We start from the raw sequence: 22,915 nt of genomic DNA on the forward strand, positions 1-22,915 counted from the left end.
GGCCGCCGTTGGCTGGGCATGGTTTTCTGCCAGGTGGCCCGGAACGAAGCCGACGTTGCTGTAAACCAGCTACGCAAGTACAGAACGGAAACTTCCTGTGTTCGGACACATTACTGCCCAGGCCCAGCCGCAGGCCGGCGGCGGCATCGACATCATGACCATCCTGCTTTTCGTGATGCTTGGCCTCTTCATCTTCATGATGTTCCGCCGCAACAAGAAGACCCAGAAGCAGCAGGCAACGCTTCAGTCGCAGTTCGCACCGGGCGTGGAGGTCATGACCAGCTTCGGACTTTTCGGCCGGATCGTCTCCATCGATGAGGAAGAAAACAAGGTCGTCCTCGAACTTTCCCCCGGCAACCTCGCCACCGTGCACCGCCAGGCCGTGACGAAGATCGTCGAACCGGTTGCCGCTTCCGAAGAGCCCACCGTTGTTCCGGACGACGCCTCGTCGCTGACCGCCGGCTCATCCCTCGCCGCGGACGACGCCGGCCGCACCGAAGCCGTCAACCGCACCGAGGCTGTCAATGAGACGCCGGAAGAATCGCTGAAGCGGCTCAACGACGAAGGCAAGAAAGACAGCTAGTCCGGCGTTTCCGCCACGTCCCGCCACGTAGAACCAACCACGGCCGCGGGCTGCCGCCGGTATGTGAGCCCAGCCCACCCCGGCGGCTCCTCCGTAAACAATAGAAAGATCGACAATGGCACGTACTGGCCCCAAAAACTCAGCACTCAGGGTGCTGGTCTGGCTCGGCGTAATCCTCGCCGTCATGACTGCCGTGCTCGCTGGCGGTACCATGTCCGGCCATGCCAGCTGGGCACCAAAGCTTGCGCTTGACCTTGAAGGCGGAACCCAGATGATCCTGGCGCCCAAGGTTGAGGGCGGTTCAGACATCAATGAGGATCAGCTCAACCAGGCCGTTGCGATCATTCGCCAGCGCGTGGACGGTTCCGGCGTCGCGGAAGCTGAAATCAGCACGCAGTCCGGCCGCAACGTGGTGGTAAGCCTTCCCGGCACACCGTCCAAGGAAACCCGGGCGTTGATCCAGGCCTCGGCCGACATGAACTTCCGGCCCGTGCTTCAGGCCGGGGCCGGCGCGGCAGTGCCCACCGAGTCGCTGACGCCCGAGGACAAGCTGCCCAAGCCGACAGCCGCGCCGACCAACAGCAGCGACATTAACTGGGTCACGCCGGAGGTGTACAGGAAGTTCGAGACCCTGGACTGTGACAACCCCGCGCAGGACAAGCAGGAACGTTCCGACCCCGCAGCCCCGCTGGTGACCTGCGAGCCGGCCACCGCCACGTCGCCGGCCATCAAGTACATTCTTGGTCCCGTGGAGGTGAAGGGCTCCAACATCAAGTCCTCCTCCTTCCAGCTGCAGCAGGGCGCCCAGGGTGCCGTCACCAACGAGTGGGCCGTGAACATCCAGTTCGATGAGCAGGGCACCGCCAAGTTCAAGGAAGTCACCGAACGCCTGTACCAGTTCTTCGTCGCGGCCGGCGGCGAGTCGGGCTCCGATCCCAAGGCCCAGTTCGCCATTGTCCTTGACGACCAGGTCATCTCCGCTCCGCGGTCGCTCGCGGTGATCACGGACGGCCGTCCGCAGATTACGGGCGGGTTCACGGAGCAGTCTGCAAAGGCCCTCTCCGACCAGCTGCGGTTCGGTGCCCTCCCCATCAGCTTCGACATCCAGAGCGAACAGCAGATCTCGGCAACACTCGGCGGTGAGCAGCTCCGGATGGGTCTGCTCGCGGGCGTGATCGGCCTGCTCCTGGTGGTGGTCTACTCGCTCTTCCAGTACCGGGCGCTGGGATTCGTCACCATTTTCTCCCTGGTGGTAGCCGGTGCACTGACCTACCTGGCGATTGCCATCCTGGGCTGGACGGAAAACTACCGGCTGTCACTCGCCGGCGTCGCCGGCCTCATCGTGGCCATCGGCCAGACAGCGGACTCGTTCATCGTCTACTTTGAACGCATCCGCGACGAACTGCGCGAAGGCAAGGGGCTGGTCTCGGCCGTGGAGAACGGCTGGAAGCGTGCCAAGCGCACGGTCCTGGCATCAAAGGCAGTGAACCTGCTGGCGGCCCTGGTCCTCTACTTCGTCGCCGTCGGCAACGTGCGGGGCTTCGCGTTCACCCTTGGCCTGACTGCCATCGCCGACCTCATTGTAGTGTTCATGTTCACCCACCCGACGCTGCAGCTCCTGGCACGCACCAAGTTCTTCGGCGAGGGCCACAAGTTCTCTGGCCTTGACCCCCAGCGCCTCGGCGCCGTGCCGCTCTACCGTGGGGCGGGCAGGATCCGCGCCGCGGATGATAAGCCGGCCGTGGTGCGGGCCAAGAATACCGGGGCAGCCGCGGAAGCGGAGCGCCGGATGACCATTGCAGAACGCCGCCTGGCGGAAAAGCAGGAGCAGCTGGCCGGTTCCTCCAAGAGCACGTCCAAGGAGGGCAAGTAAATGTCCAGCAGTTTTGCCACTTTCGGTAATGAGCTCTACACGGGCAAGCGCTCGTACAACTTCGTCGGTTCCAAGAAGATCTGGTTCCTGATCGCTGCCGTTGCCGTGGCGCTGTCCATCCTCCTCCCGGTGGCAAAGGGCGGCTTCAACCTCGGCATCGAATTCCGGGGCGGGTCCGAGTTCACGGTCTCCAACGTGAAAACCACGGAGGCCTCCCTCGGTGAGAAGGCCGTTCAGGACGTGGTCCAGGGAAGCATCCCGCGCGTGGCCAACGTTGCCGGCAATACGATGCGGATCCAGACGGACAAGCTCACCGATGACGAGACCCTCCGGATCAAGGAAGGGCTGACCACCGCCTACGGCGTCACGGACAATGAGGTGACCTCGACGTTCGTCGGACCCACCTGGGGCGCGGATGTCACCAAGCAGGCCCTGATCGGCCTGGTGATCTTCGTGGTCATCGCGGCAGTCCTGATGGCGCTGTACTTCCGGACCTGGAAGATGTCGCTTTCCGCACTCGTCGGCATGCTGGTGACCATGTTCGTCACTGCCGGCGTCTACGCCCTCAGTGACTTCGAGGTCACACCCTCCGCCATCATCGGCTTCCTGACGGTGCTCAGCTACTCGCTGTATGACACGGTTGTGGTCTTCGACAAGATCCGTGAAAACACGGCGGAGATCGATGCCTCCACCCGCCGCACCTTCGCGGAGGAGGTCAACCTCGCCGTCAACCAGACGTTGGTCCGGTCCATCAACACCATGATGGTGGCCATCCTCCCCGTAGGTGCCATCCTGTTCATCGGTGCGGGCCTCCTGGGTGCCGGTACGCTGCGGGATCTTTCCCTGGCACTGTTCGTGGGCATCCTGATCGGCACGGCGGCGACCATCTTCATCGCTGCCCCGCTGTACGCCTGGCTGCGGCAGGGCGAACCTCTGCTGGTGAAGCAGGCCGAACGCGTTGCACGCCGCCGCAGCGAGTCGGCTGCGAAGGAATCCGCTGCGCAGGAGATTGCGCCGGCGTAAGCCGTCAGCTGTCCATCCTGTCCGTGCTTCGGGCCGGGCTCCGTCATTCGTGACGGGGTCCGGCCCTTCGCATCTTCGTCCGGTTACGGAAGTGTGCTGCCGCGGGAATAGACTGGGATAATTAACGGGTCGTGAGGGGTGCTTCATTGGAAGAACGTTCGACGTCGGCGCCAACGGCCGACGGTGGTCAAGGTCCGGCCCAGGGTCCGCAGACCGGGCTGGTCGCGTCCGGGCGCCCGGATCCAGGCGTGCCCGTTGACAGCTCAGGGTTCCGCCCCACTTTCCCGGGACGCCGTGAACGCACCAGGTCCAGGCTCGCCCGGCTGACGGGGCGCGGAACAGCGACGTACTCACCCATACTCGAACCGCTGCTGCGCACCGTCCGCGCGAACAATCCCAAAGAGGACTTCGACCTCATCCAGCGTGCCTTCGTCGTGGCCGAACAGAGCCACCGGGGACAGAAACGCAAGAGCGGCGATCCGTACATCACCCACCCCGTCGCTGTGGCCACCATACTGGCCGAGCTGGGACTGAGCGGCACCACGCTGGCAGCTGCGCTGCTCCATGACACCGTGGAGGATACCCCCTACACACTGGCGGACCTCAAGCGGGACTTCGGCCCCGAGGTCGCCATGCTCGTTGACGGCGTGACCAAGCTGGACAAGGTAAGTTTCGGCGAAGCTGCCCAGTCGGAAACAGTCCGCAAGATGGTCGTGGCGATGGCCAAGGACATCCGGGTGCTGATGATCAAGCTGGCCGACCGCCTGCACAACGCCCGCACCTGGCGCTTCGTTTCGGCTGAGTCCTCGGCGCGCAAAGCACGCGAAACGCTGGAAATCTTTGCGCCGCTGGCGCACCGGCTCGGTATGAACACCATCAAGTGGGAACTTGAAGACCTGTCCTTCGCGGCGCTTTACCCGAAGGTGTACGAGGAAATCGTCCGCATGGTGGGGGACCGGACCCCGGAGCGGGAAAAGAGCCTCAGCGTTATCCGCAACCAGATCACCGAAGATCTGCGGACGGCGAAGGTCAAGGCCACCATCACCGGCCGGCCGAAGCATTACTACTCCATCTACCAGAAGATGATCGTCCGCGACAAGGACTTCGACGACATCAACGACCTCATGGGGGTCCGGGTTCTGGTGGATTCCGTCCGTGACTGTTACGCGGCGCTGGGCACCCTGCATTCGCGCTGGAACCCCCTGCCGGGGCGTTTCAAGGACTACATTGCAATGCCCAAGTTCAACATGTACCAGTCGCTCCACACGACCGTCATCGGGCCGGGCGGCAAACCCGTGGAGATCCAGATCCGCACCCACGAGATGCACCGCCGCGCCGAGTATGGTGTCGCGGCGCACTGGAAGTACAAGGACCAGCCCAACAGGACGGCCGCCGGGCCCGGCAGCCCCCGTGACGGCGACATGGGCTGGCTGCGGTCCCTGGTTGACTGGCAGCAGGAAACGTCCGACCCCGGGGAGTTCCTGGATTCCCTGCGGTTCGAAATCAACGCCCGGGAAGTGTTCGTGTTCACGCCCAAGGGCGAGGTCATGGCACTGCCGGCCGGGTCGACTCCGGTGGACTTCGCCTATGCCGTACACACCGAAGTGGGCCACCGGACCATCGGCGCCAGGGTCAACGGCAAGCTTGTTCCGCTCAACAGCGAACTTAACCACGGCGACTGGGTCGAAATCTTCACCTCCAAGGCGGAGGGGGCCGGACCCAGCCAGGACTGGCAGCACTTCGTCAAGAGCGCCCGTGCCCGCAACAAGATCAGGCAGTGGTTCAGCAAGGAGCGCCGCGAAGAAGCCATCGACCGCGGCAAGGAGCTCCTGACCAAGGCGATGCGCAAGCAGAACCTTCCGCTGCAGCGCCTGATGACCCATGACGCCCTCGCTGAAGTGGCCGAGAATTTCAAGTACGTGGATATCTCCGGTCTCTACGCGGGCGTGGGCGACGGGCACACCTCGGCGCAGTCCGTGATGGAACGGCTGGTTGAAACTCTTGGCGGCAATGAGGGCCCCGAGGATGACCTGACGGAAGTCAGCATCCCCACGCAGGTCAGCAAGACGAAGTACTCCGACTCCGGCGTGATCGTCCGTGGAGTGGGGGACGTCTGGGTCAAGCTGGCCCGCTGCTGCACGCCGGTGCCCCCGGATCCCATCCTGGGGTTCGTCACCAGGGGCTCCGGAGTGTCGGTGCACCGGACGGACTGCACGAACGTCTCGGACCTGAAGGACCAGCCGGACCGCATCGTGGAGGTGGACTGGGCACCCACCCAGTCCAGCGTGTTCCTCGTGGAGATCCAGGTGGAGGCGCTGGACCGCAAGTCGCTGCTGTCCGATGTCACCCGCATACTCTCCGAAAACCACGTCAACATCCTGGCGGCCAGTGTGCACACTTCGACGGACCGGGTGGCCATCTCGAGGTTTGCCTTTGAGATGGGCGATCCGAAGTACTTGAGCCACGTGCTCAGCGCCGTGCGGCGCATCGACGGCGTGTTCGACGTGTACCGGACCACCGGAAACCGGCGCCGCGGCTAACCGTCCGGCGTAGGCTGCAACGCCGTAAGTATTTCCAGGGCCGCCCTCTTATGCGGAACCCGGGGAGTTGCTTCGACGGCCAGGGTGAGGAGCCGCAGCCTAACGTCCAGCTCGGGGCGCGCCAGCATCTTTCGAAGTGCCGGTATCGCGCGCTCTGAATCCACATGCAGGGCGATGTCCAGTGCCGTCCGCAGCGGGCTGGAAACCATCAGCCCGCCCAGGCTGACGACGTCGAACGGACCGAGCCGGACTTCATGCAGGGTGCAGCCCCGGGTGGACCGCAGGCTGGACACCCGCCGGGTGGCATCCACCAGGAGGGCCAGCCGGTCCGGTTCCCCGGCGCAGCCGTAGATCCAGGCCGCCGTCATCCGCCCTGCTACGACCCGCTGCCGGATTGCCGGGGGGACCGCGAATGAGGCCGCACGCGCCCGCAACTGCGGTGTGGCGGCGGTTCCGGGCAGCATGTAGCCGCGCTGGTACAGCTGGTTCAGGAGGCCGTCCGCGGCCATGGCCTGCAGTTCCGGCCACGAGAACACACTGCCGGGGGAATAGAGCTCCGGAGACCCCGTAGCTGCGCTTCCGGTATTGACGGGGAGTGGGGACGACGTAGCCATTCAGCCATCTTTTCCCTTTGCCCGTTAACGAGTACAGGCCCCGTGCCGGTTATGTGGATAACCGGTACGGGGCCCGTGCGTGGTGTCTGCGTGGGCTATGACAGTTCGCTGGCCGAGCGTGAGATCTGGTCCAGCCATGCCTGGCGGGCCTCAAGGGCCTCCTGCGCGGCCTTGATCTTGCGCTGGTCTCCGGCTTTCTCCGCCGCCGCAAGGTCGTCCTTCAGCCCGGCGATGGCGGCTTCCAGCTGCGACAGCGCGCTGTTGGTCCTGGCCTTGGTCTCCGGGTTGGAGCGCTTCCAGTTTTCGTCCTCGGCGTGGCGGACGGCGTCCTCCACCTTCCGCAGCCCGGCTTCGATCCGGCCCATGTCCGCCCGGGGCACCTTGCCGGCTTCCTCCCAGCGGTCACGGATGGACTGGAGGGCCTTCTTGGCTGCAGCCAGGTCCTTGATCGGGAGCAGCGCGTTCGCCTCTTCCAGAAGCGCTTCCTTCACGGTCAGGTTGGCACTGTATTCCTGGTCGATCTCGTCGTTGGCTGCCTGCCGGGAAGTGAAGAAAACATCCTGTGCGGCGCGGAAGCGGGCCCACAGGGCGTCGTCGTCCTTGCGGCTGGCGCGCGGTGAGGCCTTCCACTCGTCCATCAGACGGCGGTACTCACCGGCGGCGAAGCCCCAGTCAGTGGAGGAGGACAGTGCCTCGGCGTCAGCGATCAGCTTTTCCTTGGCGGCTTTCGCGGCGGAATTGTTGCTGTCCAGCTGGGAGAAGTACGCACGGCGGTGGCGGTCGAAGACCGTCCGGGCAGCCCTGAACCGCTTCCAGAGGGCGTCCTCGTTGCTGCGGCCCAGGCGCACGCCGTTCTTCTGGGCTGCCTTCCAGCTTTCAAAGAGCTCGTTCATGCGCGCGCTCGAGGTCTTCCACTGGATCTGCGCAGGATCGTGGCCGGAAATTTCCTCCGCTTCCGCGACGATGGCTTCCCGGGCGGCCAGTTCCGCGGCGCGCACGGCGTCGTGTTCGGCCTTTTCAGCCTTCTCGAGCTCGGCGATCTGGGTGGACAGGGTGTCGAGGCGGGCCTCGGCAGCGCGCAGGTCACCCACCATGTTCCGTTCGGCCAGCTGCTCACGCAGGTGCGTCACGGTTTTCTGCATGTCGGCGGTCGGGGCCTTGGAGCTCACACGCTGTTCCAGCAGGACGATCTGGGCCACGACGTCGTCATACTTGCGGGCAAAGTAGCCCAGGGCTTCGTCGTCGCTAACGCCCGGGTACTGGCCCACGGGGTGTTCGGTGCCGTCGATGGTCAGGAAAACGTGGCCGTCCCCTTCAACCCGGCCCCAGCGTGCAGCCTCGGCCAGCGATGCGGCGGAGGAAACAGTGGAGGGGGCGGCGACCGCAGGCGAGGTCGCAGCCTTCGGCCGCGCGGCGAAGGCTGCCGGCGAAGGCGCGGGGCGGCCTGCCGGGCGCGGTGCAGGTGACGGAGCGGCCGGCGCCTCGGCGGCCGGTGCCTCAGCTGCTTCACCGGCGGGCGCCTCGGCAACGGGCGCCTCAGGAGCCGCCTCGGCGGCCGGAGCCTCGGGCGCCTCGGGGGTCTCCTCCGCTTCCCGGGTAGCCGGCGTTGCGTCCGCCGCGGCCGCGGCGGCTGCATCGTTGCCCGCCGCCTGCGCGTCGTCAAGCACCGGGGCCGTGGTCTCGGCTCCGTCGGCAGCTGCTGTTACTGTTTCGTCGGATTTCTGACTGTCTGTCACCGCTAAAAGTCTTTCGCTTGGAGGGAAATACCTGCACCCGCAGCGTGGAGGCCGGGGCTGGTTACTTCAGAGAGAACGAGTCTATCGTGACTGGTTCCACAGGAGCGCCGTCTGTTGCGCTTCCGCCTGTCTTAATACCGCCTTCGGCAATCTTTGCCACCACGTCGAGGCCGGACGTCACCTTGCCTACTATGGTGTACCCGCCGGCCTCGTCTGCCGGGATGACGGTGTCCTTGTAGACGATGAAGAACTGGGTGCCGTTCCCGTAGGCGTTGCCGCCAGTACGGGCCACTGCGATGGTTCCTGCCGGATACTTGTTGTCCACCGGCGTGTTTTCGAGCGGGCCCCACGTGTACGCCGGGTCGCCCTGTCCGTCACCTGTTTTCGAGCCGCACTGCAGGACCCCGAAGGTTTCGCCGGTGGTCAGGCGGTGGCAGCTGACCCCGCTGTAATAATTCTCGTCAGCAAGCGATTTGAAGACCGCGGCTGCCTGCGGGGCATTGGTTCCGTCCAGTTCCACGCCCAGCGCGCCACTGTTGAGTTTGAGCTCGCCGGTGAACACCTTGCCGGCGGCGGTCTCCGGTTTCGGGATGTTGGCGGCATTGGTGGGCGTGGCCGCCGGCGTGGGCGATGCTGACGGGCTGGTCAGTCCGGCCTGGGCCGCGGCGTACTCGTCTTCCGTGGGGTTGTTGGCGAAGACGGTCAGTTGGAGGACGACGGCGAGCACCACCGCTGCGGCACCCGCACCGGCGGCGAGGACATTGTCGCGCTTGCGGCGCTTTTCCTGCTGCCGCCGCAGCTCGCGTTTCGCTTCCATTTGCAGGATGCGCCGCTTTGCTTCGCGGGCGCTCCGTGAACTGGCCGCCAAAAGTCCTCCTGGTTGTCGGGCCGGCCCGCCGAACGGGCCAAGGGCGACGTCCGGTGTCCGGCAGCAAGCGGCAGGCGGTGCGCCGGGCCCGCTCCATTAGAGTTGCAGGCGCCGAAAGCATAAACTGACTGCCGCACATAGTTTATGCATGACTGGCTGGACTCCCGCCCTTACCGCCGCTTTTTGATCGCATGGCGGAATTGGATGGCCGGGCCACGCACTCCAGACTGCTGTTACCTGAGGAGAAAATCCACCATGGCACGCACCGCCTCCCTGTCCGGATTCCCCGAGTGGCTTCCCGAGGAGCGGCTGGTGGAACTTCATGTGCTGGACACCCTGCGCCGGGTCTTCGAGCTGCACGGCTTCTCGTCCATCGAGACCCGCGCCGTGGAAACCGTGGCCCAGCTGCTCCGCAAGGGTGAGATCGACAAAGAGGTGTACGGACTCAGCCGCCTGCAGGAGGACGAAGGCGAAGAGTCCAAGGCTGCCAAGGGCGAGCACCATTCCCTCGCCCTGCACTTCGACCTGACCGTGCCGTTCGCCCGTTACGTCGTCGAGAACGCCGGCTACCTCGCGTTCCCGTTCCGCCGGTACCAGATCCAGAAGGTGTGGCGCGGCGAGCGTCCGCAGGAAGGCCGTGCCCGCGAATTCACCCAGGCGGACATCGACATCGTGGGCGACGGCGAGCTGCCGTTCCGGTACGACGTCGAAATTGCGCTCGTGATCGCCGAAGCCCTCAGCACGCTGCCCATCCCGGACTTCCGCCTGCGCATCAACAACCGCAAACTGGCCGAAGGCTTTTACCGCGGAATCGGACTGACGGACACTGCCGGTGTGCTCCGGAGCATCGACAAACTGGAAAAAATCGGCCCTGCCAAGGTAGCCGAGCTCCTGAAGACAGAGCTGGGCGCCTCCGAGGAACAGGCGCAGGCGGCGCTGAGCCTGGCCGGCATCCGCACCGAGGACACGTCCTTCGTTGAACAGGTCAGGGCGCTGGGCGTCAAGGACGATCTGCTCGAAGAAGGCCTGAACGAGCTGGAGCAGGTCATCGCGGCTGCGGTGCAGCGTGCACCGGGCAAAGTGGTGGCCGACCTCAGCATCGCCCGCGGCCTTGACTACTACACCGGCACGGTCGTCGAAACAGTCCTGGTGGGCCACGAACAGCTCGGTTCAATCTGCTCCGGCGGCCGCTACGACGCGCTGGCCAGCAAGGGAAACCGGAAGTTCCCGGGCGTCGGACTGTCCATCGGCGTCACCCGCCTCGTCACCAGGATCCTGAGCCAGGACCTGGCACAGGCCACCCGGACGGTGCCCACCGCCGTGCTTGTCGCCCTGAACAACGACGCCAGCTGGGATGCGGCCCAGGACGTCGCCGCCCAGCTGCGCAGCCGCGGGATTTCCACCGAAGTGGCCGCCAAGGCGGAAAAATTCGGCAAGCAGATCAAGTTCGCCGACCGCCGCGGCATCCCTTTCGTGTGGTTCACGGACGACGACGGCAAGCACCAGGTGAAGGACATCCGCTCGGGGGAACAGTCGGATGCCGACCCCGCCACGTGGGCGCCCGCCGAGGACGACCTGTACGTCCGGGTCCTCAAGGCCTAAGCGGCGGCTTGCGAAGCCGGAGCACCAGGAAGCGGCCGGCAACCCCGGCTGCCAGCACAGCTGCCATGCCGGCCACCGAGGCCAGAGGCAGCGTGACCGCGAGTAGCAGGCAGCCGGCGAAACCAACTGCGTTCAGCCAGCGGGGCGCGCTTCCAGGCCGCTCGGTCAAGGTGAAGGCGGCGGCATTCGTCACCGAGTAGTAGATCAGGACACCGAAGCTCGAGAAACCCACCACGGTCAGCACGTCCGTCGTCAGCAGCAGGGCCACCACCGCGGCGGCCACGGACAATTCGGCGACGACGGGCACGGTGTGGCGTCCGCCCACCCGGGCCAGCGGAGCGGGAAGATCCCGTTCCCTGGCCATCGCCATGGCCGTCCGGCCCACTCCGGTGATGAGGGCCAGCAGGGCTCCGAGGCAAGCGGCGGCTGCTCCGGCCTGGACAACAGGGCCGCCCGCATTGAGGCCGGAGGAGGATACGGCATCCAGCAAGGGCGACACGGAGTCGGCGAGCCGTACCGGCGACAGGTGCCAGAGCAGCAGCACGGCCAGGCCCAGATAGATCACGAAAGCGGCCGCCAGCGCGGCCATGATGGCGCGGGGAATGGTGCGGTCCGGATCCCTGACTTCTTCGCCCAGCGTCGCGATCCTGGCGTAGCCGGCAAAAGCGAAGAACATCAGGCCGGCGGCCGGGAGGATTCCCCATGCGCTGCCCTGGCTTCCGTCGGATGCGGCGGCTCCTGGATGCGGCCCGGCAAGCGCGGCCGCCGTAACAAACGCGAGAGTGGCCAGCACGATTCCAAGCAGGATTTTGGTCAGCAGCGCCGTCCGCGTGATACCCATCAGGTTGACTCCGGTGAGCACTGCGACGGCGGAGACGGCAACGGGCGTCGCGTACTCGGGTGTCACATAGTGGCCGAATGTCAGGGCCATGGCCGCGCACGATGCGGTCTTTCCGGTGACGAAACCCCAGCCGGCGATGAAGCCGGGCCATTCACCCAGCTGCTTGCGGCCGTAAATGTACGTCCCGCCGCTGGCCGGGTATTTGATGGCCAGCTGGGCCGATGCCATCGCGTTGCAGTAGGCAATTGCGCCGGCTATCAGGACCGAGACAATCATCAGCGGGCCGGCCAGGGCGGTGGCGGGGGAGAAGACAACGAATACGCCGGCGCCGAGCATGGAGCCGAGACCGATGGCGGTGGCGTCGAACACACCGAGCCTGCGCTGAAGGCGCTGATGGGTCTGCATGGCGGAAGGAAAGCCTTTCCAACGGGTAAACTCGAACGGGGCTGTTCCCGCAACGGTCCCATTCAACATCATCTCTGTCTTCCTTCTGAAAGGTAAGCTGTGCTGCGCACACATGACCTCGGATCCCTACGCTCCGAGCACATTGGACAAACCGTAACCCTGGCCGGCTGGGTGGGCCGGCGTCGTGATCACGGTGGTGTGGCATTCGTTGACCTCCGCGACGCCTCGGGCGTCGCCCAGGTGGTCGTCCGCGAAGAGGAGGTCTTCCACGGACTCCGCAACGAGTACGTGCTCCAGATCATCGGTACGGTTTCCCAGCGGCCCGAGGGCAATGAAAACCCGGCGCTGGCCACCGGCGAGATTGAGGTCATTGCCGAGAAGGTGACCATCCTCAACACCTCGGACCCGCTGCCGTTCCAGATCGACGAGCACGTCGAAGTGGGCGAGGAAGCCCGGCTCAAGCACCGCTATCTTGACCTGCGCCGTCCGGGCCCTGCCCGGAACCTGCGCCTGCGCTCGGAGGCGAACCGCGTGGCACGCGAACTGCTCCACCAGGACGGTTTCGTGGAGATTGAAACCCCCACCCTGACGCGTTCGACGCCGGAAGGCGCCCGCGACTTCGTGGTCCCGGCACGCCTCGCGCCGGGTTCCTGGTACGCGCTGCCGCAGTCCCCGCAGCTCTTCAAGCAGCTCCTGCAGGTGGGCGGCTTCGAGAAGTACTACCAGATCGCGCGCTGCTACCGCGACGAGGACTTCCGCGCCGACCGCCAGCCCGAATTCACCCAGCTGGACATCGAAGCGAGCTTCGTCGAGCAGGATGACATCATTTCGCTCGGCGAAAGTATCGTCAAAGCCCTGTGGCAGCTGATCGACGTCGAGATCCCGACGCCCATCCAGCGCATCACCTACGCCGACGCCATGGCGCGCTACGGCTCGGACAAGCCCGACCTGCGCTTCGGCCAGGAGCTGACTGAGCTGACGGAATTCTTCAAGGACACCAACTTCGGCGTCTTCAAGGCACCGTATGTCGGCGCCGTGGTCATGCCCGGCGGAGCTTCGCAGGCGCGCCGCGCGCTGGACGCGTGGCAGGAATGGGCCAAGCAGCGCGGCGCCAAGGGCCTCGCCTACGTCCTGTACAAGGAAGACGGCGAGCTGGCCGGCCCGGTCGCGAAGAACCTGACCGAAACCGAGCGCGCCGGCCTGGCCGACGCCGTCGGCGCCAAGCCCGGTGACTGCATCTTCTTCGCCGCAGGCGAGAAGACTTCCTCCCGTGCCCTCCTCGGGGCCGCCCGTGTCGAAATCGGACACCGCACCGGCCTGATCAACCCCGCCGACTGGGCGTTCTGCTGGGTGGTGGACGCACCGATGTTCGAGCCCGCCGCCGCCGCAGTGGCCTCGGGTGACGTGGCGGTCGGCGCCGGGAAGTGGACCGCGGTCCACCACGCCTTCACCTCGCCCAAGCCCGAGTTCATGGACTCCTTTGAGCAGGACCCGGAATCGGCCCTGTCCTATGCGTACGACATCGTTTGCAACGGCAACGAAATCGGCGGTGGGTCCATCCGTATCCATGAGCGTGATGTGCAGGAACGTGTGTTCGAACTCATGGGCCTGGACAAGGCGGACGCTGAGACGAAGTTCGGCTTCCTCCTGGAAGGGTTCAAGTACGGCGCTCCGCCCCACGGCGGCATCGCCTTCGGCTGGGACCGCGTTGTTGCGCTGCTCGCCGGCGTGGAATCAATCCGCGACGTGATCGCCTTCCCGAAATCCGGCGGCGGCTACGATCCGCTGACCGCGGCTCCTGCGCCGATCACCGCGCAGCAGCGCAAGGAAGCCGGTGTCGACTTCAAGCCGGAGGCCAAGAAAGCGGAACCGGTGCCGCAACGGCGCGAGGACGCAGCAAAGTAGTAGCCTGAACTGATTGTCGCAGGGCTCCCCGGGAAACCGGGGAGCCTTTGCTGTCCCCTAAGTCCTGCGTGAGGAGCCCGATGGAACGGCAAGCACTGCCCTTGCTGGAGGCGTTGATGGATGCCTCGTGGCTGGCACCCGACCGGTCGGAATCCGGCGGCTGGGTGCTCCGTGCCGCCGGCGGCGTCACCCAGCGGGCCAACTCCGTCTGGCCTCGTTCAGAGCCGGCGGGCACGGACCACGGGCGGCTGGCCCTGCTCCGGGAGGCGCGGGCCTGGTACCGGAGCCGCCAGCTGCCCGTGATCTTCCAGGTCTTCGACGATCCGCGCAATGCGGCGTTGAACCTGGTCCTTGACGGGGAAGGCTTTACCAGGCAGTCCGAGACCCTGATCCTGGAGCGGGAAGCGGGCGGTTACGGTGACGGTGCCGGCGTTGGCGTCGAACTATCGGTCGAGCCTTCGCCTGAGTGGCTGCAGCTGTGGTGGAGCGTCGACGGCCGCGGCGGCGAGGAGTCCCTCGCCACCGCCCGCGGAATCCTCGAAGGCTGCCCGTCGGTGTACGCCCTGGTGAGGGACGACGACGGCCTGCCCGCCGCCGTCGGCCGCCTTGCCCTCCCGGCGGGGGACAGCGCACGGGGCGGCCTGTACTGTATGGCCACGCGCCCGGACGCCCGCCGCCGCGGACATGCCGGCCGGATTCTGCAGTCGCTGCTGGCAGCGGGTGATTCCCGTGGGCTGGACGGCTATTGGTTACTGGTGACCGCAGCCAATGCCGCGGCCCGGGAACTGTATGCCAGGGCCGGGTTCCGGGAAGCTGGCCGCTATTTCTATCGGCAGGAGCGGCCCAAGCGGCACCTGACCGGCTGCTAGATGCCTTCCGTGACGTAGTGCAGGCCGATCCAGGGCGAGGCGGTCAGTTCGCCGTCGTCGGCAGGGTGAGTGGGTGCCGGCTGCTGTTCGGTTGCCACCGCACCCGGCCGAGGCAGCTGCTGGCAGGCGGCCGGCGTCCCGGACACGTGGACCGGCCAGTGGCTGGGGTACTTGTTGCGTCGGCTAGTGTTTCGCGGCATGTGAATTTCTTCCTCGATGCGGGGGACTCAGCGAAGCCGCCCGGCCGGTTGCCCGGCTGTTTTCTGCTCTTCGAGTGTTTCCCGGCGACGGGCGGTACCGGTCAGGTAAGGAGCGCCGAGTTCCTCGATCGGTGTCTTGAACGTCTCGCGGGAGCGGAACACCGAGAAGGCAGCGATCAGCATGCACACGGTGCCAAACACAGCCACGGGGACCCAGCCTGCGGCTCCCGGGGTCAGCAGCATGCCGGCGATCATCGGCCCGAAGCCGGCGAGGACCAGGCCAAGCTGGTTGCCCAGGGCCATACCGGTGTAGCGGACAGGAGCGGCGAACTGCTCGGCGAAGAATGCCGGCCAGATCCGTTGAAGCCCGAGTAGAGCAATGTCATGTTCAGGAACGCCGTGAGGAACACCAGGACGATGTTGCCGGAGGACAGCGAGAGGAAGTACAGGAAGATCGTCGCTGAACATCCGAATGCGGCGCCTAGCATCAGCGGACGGCGGCCGATCCGGTCCGAAACCTTCGCCGCCAGCGGCATGGTGAACATGGACAGGCCGATGGCGACGGCGTTTACGGTCAGGATGGAGGCCCGGTCGAACCCTGCGCTGGAAGTTGCGTAGGCCAGTCCGAAGACCGTGAAAATGGTCTGCATCACCGACATGATCGACATGCCCACGACGCGCAGCACGTCCGGGGCCTGGAAGCGGAGCACTTCCTTGATGGGCATCGGCGCCACCTGCCTGCTCTCCTGGGCTTCCTCGAAGACCGGAGTTTCGTCCAGGTGCGTCCGGACCCAGTAGGCGATGGCCAGGACCATGATGGAGAGCCAGAACGGGATGCGCCAGCCCCAGCTCATCATCGCTTCCTGGGGCAGGGCCGTCACCGGAATGAACACGAGGGTGGCCAGCACCATCCCGGACGCATAGCCCGTCATCACGAAGCTGGTGAAGAAGCCGCGCTTGCCTTCGGGCGAGTGTTCCAGCGTGAGCGTGGAGGCTCCGGCCGACTCTGCGCCCGCGGAAAATCCCTGTGCCAGCCGGCCGGCCACCAACAGGATGGGCGCCCAAACTCCGATTTGCCCGTAGGTGGGCAGGAACCCGATGCCCAGGGACGCCAGGCCCATGATGCCCAGGGTCAGCAGCAGGATCTTTTTCCGTCCCAATTTGTCGCCGAAGTGGCCCATGACCAGGCCGCCCACGGGCCTCGCCACATAGGCGACACCGAAGGTGGCAAAGGCGCCGATCAGGCCGATCGCAGGGTCCGCAGACGGAAAGAAGAGATGCGGGAACACCAGGGCGGCGGCGGTGCCGTAGATGAAGAAGTCGTAGTACTCCAGGGTGCTGCCGAGGAAGGACGCCAGAGCTGCCTTGCCCGGGGTCTTGCGCGGTGCCGGCACAGCTGGTTGTGGTGCGGATGAGGAATGCATGGTGATCTCCTTAAGACTGCGTTGTCTCAATGGGTGCCGGCGCTGCGTCCCCGAGGTGGAAGTCCACCGAGAGGATCTGCTGGCTGTTGGGGAACGAGTACGCCTTCAGCGGCTCGTGGAGCGGATGCGTGTTGTACACCGCGATGTCCTCGATCGTTTCGAAATCGGCCACAATGGCGTAGTCGAAGGAGCGCTCGGTGTTCAGGACGTCCGCGCCATGGCTGAGGCCGAGCATGCCGGGGATATTGCCTGCCATGGAGTTGAGCCCGTCAATCCAAGCCTGCTTGTCTGAGGGCGGGAAACCCGGCTTGAACTTGAAGAGCACGGTGTGGCGGATCATCTCAGGCCCCCACCAGTTCCACGTTTTGCTTGGCCTGTTCAGCACCCTGCCCAGCGGAGCGGTACTCCGGTGACCGGCCGGCGAGCGTGCGTCCGGCGAGATAGCCCATGGTCATGATCGGTCCAAGGGTCGCGCCGGCGCCGGGGTAACCCGCGGCATAGGCGTTTTCGGTGGTGTTGCCGGCGGCGAACAGGCCCGGGATGGGCCGGTTGTCGACGTCGAGCACGCGGGCAAAGCCGTCGGTTGCCACGCCGCCGTTCGTGCCGAAGGCGCCGTTGACCACTTCCAGGGCGTAGAACGGTCCGGACTGGAGCGGGCCGAGCGAGGGGTCCGGCCACGGGTTATCGTCGTCGCCCCAGTACTTGTCATAGGCGCTTTCACCGCGGCCGAAATCGGGATCCTCGCCCTTGACCGCAAATTTGTTGAACCGGGCAACGGTGGCTTCCAGGTTCTCTGACGGAACGTTGATTTTTGCAGCCAGTCCGGCCAGGGTCGGCGCCTCGATCAGATAGCCGGGCGTGGGCTGGCCCGCTCGGTGCGTCAGGATACCGTAACGCTGAAGATAGCCGTGGTCCACGATGACGTGGGCAGGGGTATTGAGAGTCTGGTTCCCGGCCGAGTCCCAGGATTGCAGGCTGCGGGCGAGGTCGTTGTAGTTCTGGGACTCGTTGGCGAAGCGGCGGCCGTGACGGTTCACCATGATCGATCCCGGTCCCTGCCGTTCGAAACGCAGAAGTGTGCCTATGGGTTGTCCGTCACGGGTGTCTCCGGTGACGGACATCGGCGCCCACCAGGCTTCCCGGGTTCCCCGGGTCTGGCCACCGATGCGCTGGGACATCCGCAGTCCGTCGCCGGTGTTGGAAGGAGGGGAACACATCGTGTACAGCCGTGAGGCCAGCATCGAGTCCGCCAGGGCTTTGTCCCACTCGAAGCCGCCCGTCGCGAGCACCACGCCGTCCTTGGCCCGGAAGCGTTCACCGGATTCCAGTTCGACGCCGGTCACCCGGCCACCGTCGGTGAGCAGCCGGTGGCCCCGCGCACCGGTGACCAGCCCGGCGCCGTCGCGGACCAGGCTGGCGAGCAGCATGGAGACGAGCGCCTGGCCCTTGGCAACGAGGCCGTCATCCTGGCGGCGCCCCAATTCGTCCCAGGGAAACTTAGTGAAGGCGCCCCAGTCTTCGTATTCCTGCATCGTGAATGGCGCGCGGCCGTCGCTGCGCACGTGTGCTTTGAGCCCTCCGAGGGCTTCCTTGCTGTTGAACAGCTCCGGCTCCACCGTGCGGCCGCCTTCCAGAGCGCCGGGCAGGTCCTGCCGGTAGTCCGGGAAGTTGTCCAGGAAGATGAAGCGGACGCCGCATTCGTCCTCCACGAAGCGAAGCATCTGGTCGCCGAAGTTCAGCGCCGCGTCCAGCAGATCCTCACGGCCGCGGCCGCGCGCCACGGCCCGGACGTATTCGGCTGCCGCATCTTTGGAATCAGTGATCCCGGCCGCCCGGGCGTGGTGGTTGTCGGCCACCCAGAGCATGCCGCCGGAGACGGCGGAGGTGCCGCCCAGCAGTTCACTCTTTTCGAGGATGACGACGGACTTGCCGGCACGGGCGGCGGTCGCCGCCGCCGTGAGTGCGCCCGCGCCGGAACCGACGACGACGACGTCGTAGTTCTCCGACGGGGATCCGTTGACGAATTTCATGGGTTTAGCCTTTCGGAAGGAAGAAGATCTGTGCGGCCGCGGCAACAGCTTCGGTTACGGCGGCCCGGGAGGGGCCGGGAAACCGCTTCAGACGGCGGTATAACCGCCGTCGATGACGAGTTCGGAACCCGTGGTGAAGCGCGACTCGTCGGAGGCCAGGTAGAGCACGCCGTAGGCGATCTCGTCCGGCTGGCCCTGGCGGGGCAGCGGGTTCGAGCCGACCAGTTGCTTGTAGTAGGCCTCGGGGCCGATGTCTGACTGCTCGGCTGAGCGGCGGCTCATCCGGGTGTCCATGGATCCGGGGTGGATGGAGTTCACCCGGATGCCGTAACTTCCGTAGGCCGCCGCGTCGGACTTGCTTAGCAGCCGCACAGCGCCCTTGGTGGCGTGGTAGAGCGGCACATTACGGCCGCCGGTGATGCCGTGGATGGAGGAAAAGTTGACGATGCTGCCGGTGCCCTTTTCGATCATGCCGGGGACCACATGCTTGGTCATCAGCCAGACGCCCTTGACGTTGACGTTGAAGATCGTGTCGAAGTCCGTGACCGAGGCGGTGTGCGAGGCGCCGGCGGGCCCGATGATTCCGGCGGCGTTGACCAGGATGTCCGGCGTGCCCAGTTCGTCGCGGACCCGGCGGACGGCGTCGGCGACGCTGGCCTCGCTGGTGACATCGACGTCGTACTCGCTGATGTTTGGATGGGCTGGGGCAGCCGGGGTGCCGGCCACGTCCAGGCTGGCAACGACTGCACCGTGTTCAGCCAGGAGGGCAGCGGTGGCGCTGCCCAAGTCGCCGCGGCCTCCGGTAACGATGGCGGTCTTTCCGGTTACTCGGTTCAGTGTGGGATTCATGTGGTGCTCCTCTTGCTCCTGCAGCCTCTTCGCTGCGTCCTAGCCAGAGTGGCAGGGGAGCTGTGACCGAAACCACACGATTGCCGATGAACGGAAAAACCAACTTTCAGTGACTCTGGCGGAGCGTTCCCTTCAGCTCGCCGCGCCAGCCCAGAGCCCTGGAAATGCCGCGGGCAGCCGCCATGAGGACGGGCACGCGGGCTGCCGCGTTCTCCTCGTTGCGCGGCACCACCACGCTGAGGGCGGCCCGGACGGTGTTGTCGGACCCGAAGACGGGGACCGCGATGCCGCTGGATTCGGGCACGATCACGCCCGGCATGGCTGCGAAGCCGCGCTGCCTGATCTCGGCCAGGTGGCGCCGGAGCGCAGCCGGGTTTGTCAGGGTGGTTTCGGTGTACTTCGTCAGAGGCCGGGCCAGGAAGGCGTCCTGGTAACCGGCGGGGGAGTGCGCCAGCAGGACCAAGCCCGAGGACGTTGCGTGCACGGGCAGCCTGCCGGCGATCTTGGTGATGTCGACGATCGTCCTGTCGGAGCCCAGCCGCTCGATGTACAGGACTTCGTCCGAATCAAGGATGCCCAGGGTGGTCGAATGCTGGACGACTGCCTGGACGTCCTCCATGAACGGCAGCGCGGCTTCCCGCAGTCCCATCATCTTGGACCCACGCGAAACGAGTTCCCACATCCGCGTGCCGATATGGATGTCACCGCCGGGTTCGCGTTCGAGGAGCCGCTCTCCCAGCAGGTCGTTGACGAGCCGGTAGGTGGTGGTCACCGGCAGCCCGGTCCGGCGCCCCAGTTCGGCAACGCTCATGGACTTGTGCCGGTCGTCGAACGCGCTCACGATCTTCACGAAGCGGCCGATGATCGACTCGCCCGATGGGGAGTTGGCCACTCTTTCCTCCTTAGGATTCCCGCTCAATGGTAATCCTCCTGCCGGGCACCGGCGCCGCCGAGTCTACTGGGGCTTAAACCTTCCACCCGGCTGCAGCGAGGATGCAGCAGCCGACTGAACGGAGCAAAAGAATGAGCAAGACCGTTTGTGATGTCCTCGTCATCGGCTCCGGCGTTGCCGGGATGGCCGCGGCCCTGAAAGCCGCTTCGCAGGGATTGACCGTGATCGTGCGGAAAAGGAGCAGTATTTTGGCGGAACCACCGCCATTTCCGCCGGCTGGGCGTGGGTCCCGGGCAACAAGCAGGGTGTGGCGCAGGGCGATACCCGGGAGGAAGCCGAGACCTACCTGAAGAACCTCGCCCCTGACACGTTCAACGAAGCAGGCGTCAGGGACTTCCTGGATACCGTGCCCGAGGCGATCTCCTTTTTCGAGAACGAAACCGAGGTGAAGTTCACCTATCCGGAAAAGAATCCGGACTACCAGATGGACCTGCCCGGGGCGAGGCTGTCCGGCCGGGCCATCCTGCCGCAGGATGTGGACGCGCGCGTGCTCGGGAATAAGCGGCTCCTGATGCAGCCGTACATGAGCTCCTACACCGTGTTCGGTTACATGCCGCAGGTCGGGCCGGACATCAACGAGTTCTTCCACGTGAACCAGTCGGTCAGCTCGTTCGTCTATGTGGCCAAGAAGCTGCTGCGCACGTGGGCTGACGCCGCCCGCTACAAGCGCCCGGTCCTGCGCTCCAACGGCAACGCCCTGATGACCCGCATGGTCAAGAGCGCCGATGACCTGGGCGTGCGCCTGTGGAATTCTTCACCGGCCCTTTCACTGACCCGCGACGACGCCGGAACCATCACGGGCGCCGTGATCGGCGGTGAGCATGCCGCCACAGTGACGGCACGGCTCGGCGTCATCCTCGCCGCCGGCGGCTTCTCCGGCAACAAGGAACTGCGGAAGCAGTACTTCCCCCACGACGCCGACGGCGACGACCACTTCACGCCGACCGTCGGCCACGGCGGGGACGCCGCCACCCTGGCGGTCAGTGCGGGCGGGCACATCGATGACTCAGTGTTCAGCGTCGGCTCGTGGGCGCCGGTCACTGTCTTTAAGTACCTCAACGGCAAGCAGCGGCTCTTTCCGCACCTGCGGGCGATCGGCCTGCCCGGCCTGATCGCCGTCGACCGTCACGGCAGGCGCTTCGGAAACGAGGCGCTGAGCTACCACGACTTCGGTGGAGCGATGATCGGGCACAACAAGTACGAGGACAAGACATTTGGATACGTGATCGACGACGCGAAGACGATGCACAAATACGGCATTGGCTACGCCAAGCCCTGGCCGATGCCCCGCGGCTATTTCTACAGGACCGGGTACCTGGTCAAGGGGGACACCCTGGCGGAACTGGCCGGAAAGCTCGGGATCGATGCCCAGGGCCTTACAGCGACCGTGGCTGAGTTCAATCCGGCAGCGGAGCGCGGTGAGGATCCGGCGTTCGGCCGGGGCTCCACCCTGTACAACCACTTCCGCGGCGATCTCGAGCACAAGCCGAACCCGAACCTCTCCCCGGTGGGCAAAGGACCGTATTACGCCGCGAAGATCCAGATGGGCGACCTCGGCACCTTCGCCGGAGTGGGCGTCAACGAACGCTCGGAAGTTGTTACCGCAGAGGGAACAGCCATCCCCGGTCTCCTGGCTGTCGGCGCCGCCGCGGTGAGCGTTTTCGGCGGCGGCTACCCGGGTTACGGATCGCACATCGGTCCGGCCCTCGTGTTCGGCTACCGTGCGGGCCGCGACATCGCCAAGCTCGCGGCTGGCCGGGGCGTGGAGCGCGCGGCCGGCGTGGAAGCCCGCTAGGGTGTCGGGCCGGAGGCGTCCGTGGCAAACTCACCCTCGGGCGAATCGGTGATCAGCCGCGTCGTGCGGCTCATGAGTGCGTTCGGTCGGAACCTGCCGACCATGACGCTTTCCGGCCTTGCCCGCCGCGCGGGCCTGCCACTGACCACCGCGCACCGTCTCGTGGACGACTCGGTCATCCACGGCCTGATTGAGCGGCTGCCGGACGGGAACCTGCGCTCCGGGATGCGCATGTGGGAGCTGGCCGCACGCGGTTCGCGTGCGCTTAATCTTCGTGAGCTGGCGCTGCCGTTCATGGAGGACGTCCAGGCCGCCGTCCACCAGCACACCACCCTGGCCGTGTTGGACCACGGGACGGTGCTGTACGTGGAGCGGCTCTCCTCGCCGCATTCCAGCCTGGACGCGGCCCACATTGCCCAGAGGATGCCGATCCACGCAGCCTCGTCCGGACTGGTGCTGCTGGCCTTCTCGCCGCCCGCCCTCCAAACTGAGGTGCTCTCGACGCCGCTGACGGCTGTGACCCCCGAGACCGTTACCGACCCTGCCCTCATCCGGAAGCACCTGGCCGAGATCAGGCAACGCGGCTACGTGGCCCTGCCCGGCATTGGAGTCACGGAGTGGACGGGCACCGCCGTGCCCGTCTTCGGGCCTGGCAACACGGTCGCCGCGGCGCTTAACGCCATCGTGCCGCGGCAGGAGGCCGCGGTTCCGTTGACCGTCCCCGCCCTGCTGACCGCCGCCCACGGAATTTCGCGTGCCCTGAAGGCCGAGCAGGCGGGATGACCGGCAACCTGTAAGCCGGGGCA

At 65.9% G+C, this 22,915-nt stretch carries 19 protein-coding genes and 1 pseudogene; 9 read left to right on the forward strand and 11 right to left on the reverse strand.

The annotated features are described in order from the left end of the window. Nucleotides 1-154 precede the first annotated feature (154 nt). From yajC to J7I92_RS06280, 4 genes are all read left to right on the forward strand, one after another. The gene (gene yajC / locus J7I92_RS06265; RefSeq protein ID WP_214839060.1) at nt 155-583 is read left to right on the forward strand and encodes a preprotein translocase subunit YajC; all 429 of its coding nucleotides are present in this window, start codon (nt 155-157) and stop codon (nt 581-583) included. 115 nt (nt 584-698) lie between these two features. Continuing rightward, the gene (gene secD / locus J7I92_RS06270; RefSeq protein WP_214838600.1) at nt 699-2,456 is read left to right on the forward strand and encodes a protein translocase subunit SecD; all 1,758 of its coding nucleotides are present in this window, start codon (nt 699-701) and stop codon (nt 2,454-2,456) included. Then, nucleotides 2,457-3,479 carry a protein translocase subunit SecF gene (gene secF / locus J7I92_RS06275; RefSeq protein ID WP_214838602.1) on the forward strand — a complete coding sequence of 341 codons (1,023 nt, stop codon included), beginning with the start codon at nt 2,457-2,459 and terminating at the stop codon, nt 3,477-3,479. A gap of 146 nt (nt 3,480-3,625) precedes the next feature. Beyond that, nucleotides 3,626-6,019, forward strand: a complete 2,394-nt coding sequence (locus J7I92_RS06280; RefSeq protein WP_214838604.1) for a bifunctional (p)ppGpp synthetase/guanosine-3',5'-bis(diphosphate) 3'-pyrophosphohydrolase — start codon at nt 3,626-3,628, stop codon at nt 6,017-6,019. On the opposite strand, the gene J7I92_RS06285 is transcribed toward J7I92_RS06280, so the two are convergent. The 3 genes from J7I92_RS06285 to J7I92_RS06295 all read right to left on the reverse strand — a co-directional run bounded on the left by J7I92_RS06285 (nt 6,016) and on the right by J7I92_RS06295 (nt 9,237). Continuing rightward, a complete protein-coding gene (locus J7I92_RS06285; RefSeq protein ID WP_214838606.1) occupies nt 6,016-6,633 on the reverse strand; it encodes a hypothetical protein in 618 nt (205 codons plus the stop codon). The genes J7I92_RS06280 and J7I92_RS06285 overlap by 4 nt on opposite strands. Nucleotides 6,634-6,728: 95 nt before the next feature. Beyond that, nucleotides 6,729-8,369 carry a DUF349 domain-containing protein gene (locus J7I92_RS06290; RefSeq protein ID WP_214838608.1) on the reverse strand — a complete coding sequence of 547 codons (1,641 nt, stop codon included), beginning with the start codon at nt 8,367-8,369 and terminating at the stop codon, nt 6,729-6,731. A gap of 61 nt (nt 8,370-8,430) precedes the next feature. Continuing rightward, nucleotides 8,431-9,237 (reverse strand): peptidylprolyl isomerase, encoded by an 807-nt coding sequence (locus J7I92_RS06295; protein WP_214838610.1) that lies wholly within the window; start codon nt 9,235-9,237, stop codon nt 8,431-8,433. A gap of 255 nt (nt 9,238-9,492) precedes the next feature. Here J7I92_RS06295 and hisS point away from each other — a divergent pair, with 255 nt between their 5' ends. Further along, on the forward strand, nt 9,493-10,839 hold the full coding sequence (hisS, locus tag J7I92_RS06300; RefSeq protein WP_214838613.1) for a histidine--tRNA ligase: 1,347 nt from the start codon (nt 9,493-9,495) through the stop codon (nt 10,837-10,839). Here the strand turns inward: hisS and J7I92_RS06305 are convergent. Then, complete coding sequence (locus J7I92_RS06305) at nt 10,829-12,085, reverse strand: APC family permease (RefSeq protein ID WP_214838614.1); 1,257 nt, start codon at nt 12,083-12,085, stop codon at nt 10,829-10,831. The genes hisS and J7I92_RS06305 overlap by 11 nt on opposite strands. Nucleotides 12,086-12,184: 99 nt before the next feature. Here J7I92_RS06305 and aspS point away from each other — a divergent pair, with 99 nt between their 5' ends. Together aspS and J7I92_RS06315 are read left to right on the forward strand one after the other, a co-directional pair. Further along, nucleotides 12,185-13,990 carry an aspartate--tRNA ligase gene (aspS, locus tag J7I92_RS06310; RefSeq protein WP_214838617.1) on the forward strand — a complete coding sequence of 602 codons (1,806 nt, stop codon included), beginning with the start codon at nt 12,185-12,187 and terminating at the stop codon, nt 13,988-13,990. Between the two features lie 80 nt (nt 13,991-14,070). Next, nucleotides 14,071-14,859, forward strand: a complete 789-nt coding sequence (locus tag J7I92_RS06315) for an N-acetyltransferase (RefSeq protein ID WP_214838619.1) — start codon at nt 14,071-14,073, stop codon at nt 14,857-14,859. On the opposite strand, the gene J7I92_RS06320 is transcribed toward J7I92_RS06315, so the two are convergent. The 7 genes from J7I92_RS06320 to J7I92_RS06345 form a co-directional block, all read right to left on the reverse strand. After that, nucleotides 14,856-15,059: a hypothetical protein gene (locus tag J7I92_RS06320; RefSeq protein WP_214838621.1), complete on the reverse strand. Its 204-nt coding sequence runs from the start codon at nt 15,057-15,059 to the stop codon at nt 14,856-14,858. The genes J7I92_RS06315 and J7I92_RS06320 overlap by 4 nt on opposite strands. Before the next feature lie 27 nt (nt 15,060-15,086). Then, nucleotides 15,087-15,362: a hypothetical protein gene (locus J7I92_RS23740; protein ID WP_251039526.1), complete on the reverse strand. Its 276-nt coding sequence runs from the start codon at nt 15,360-15,362 to the stop codon at nt 15,087-15,089. Beyond that, nucleotides 15,311-16,483, reverse strand: coding sequence for an MFS transporter (locus J7I92_RS06325; RefSeq protein WP_251039527.1), 1,173 nt, complete (start codon nt 16,481-16,483; stop codon nt 15,311-15,313). Before J7I92_RS06325 ends, J7I92_RS23740 begins: the two co-directional genes overlap by 52 nt. A 10-nt stretch (nt 16,484-16,493) precedes the next feature. Continuing rightward, a complete protein-coding gene (locus tag J7I92_RS06330) occupies nt 16,494-16,823 on the reverse strand; it encodes a Dabb family protein (RefSeq protein WP_214838623.1) in 330 nt (109 codons plus the stop codon). A gap of 1 nt (nt 16,824) precedes the next feature. Beyond that, a complete protein-coding gene (locus tag J7I92_RS06335; protein WP_214838625.1) occupies nt 16,825-18,513 on the reverse strand; it encodes an FAD-dependent oxidoreductase in 1,689 nt (562 codons plus the stop codon). Nucleotides 18,514-18,600: 87 nt separating this feature from the next. Next, entirely contained in the window at nt 18,601-19,362 is a 762-nt protein-coding gene (locus J7I92_RS06340; RefSeq protein WP_214838627.1) for an SDR family NAD(P)-dependent oxidoreductase, read from the reverse strand. 106 nt (nt 19,363-19,468) lie between these two features. After that, nucleotides 19,469-20,254 (reverse strand): IclR family transcriptional regulator, encoded by a 786-nt coding sequence (locus J7I92_RS06345; protein WP_214838629.1) that lies wholly within the window; start codon nt 20,252-20,254, stop codon nt 19,469-19,471. Between the two features lie 182 nt (nt 20,255-20,436). Here J7I92_RS06345 and J7I92_RS06355 point away from each other — a divergent pair. Together J7I92_RS06355 and J7I92_RS24340 are read left to right on the forward strand one after the other, a co-directional pair. After that, a pseudogene (locus J7I92_RS06355) lies at nt 20,437-22,109 on the forward strand (FAD-binding protein). A gap of 21 nt (nt 22,110-22,130) precedes the next feature. After that, entirely contained in the window at nt 22,131-22,892 is a 762-nt protein-coding gene (locus J7I92_RS24340; protein WP_214838633.1) for an IclR family transcriptional regulator, read from the forward strand. Nucleotides 22,893-22,915: the final 23 nt, after the last annotated feature.

The organism is Arthrobacter sp. ISL-72, from assembly GCF_018613755.1.
GTDB lineage: Bacteria > Actinomycetota > Actinomycetes > Actinomycetales > Micrococcaceae > Arthrobacter.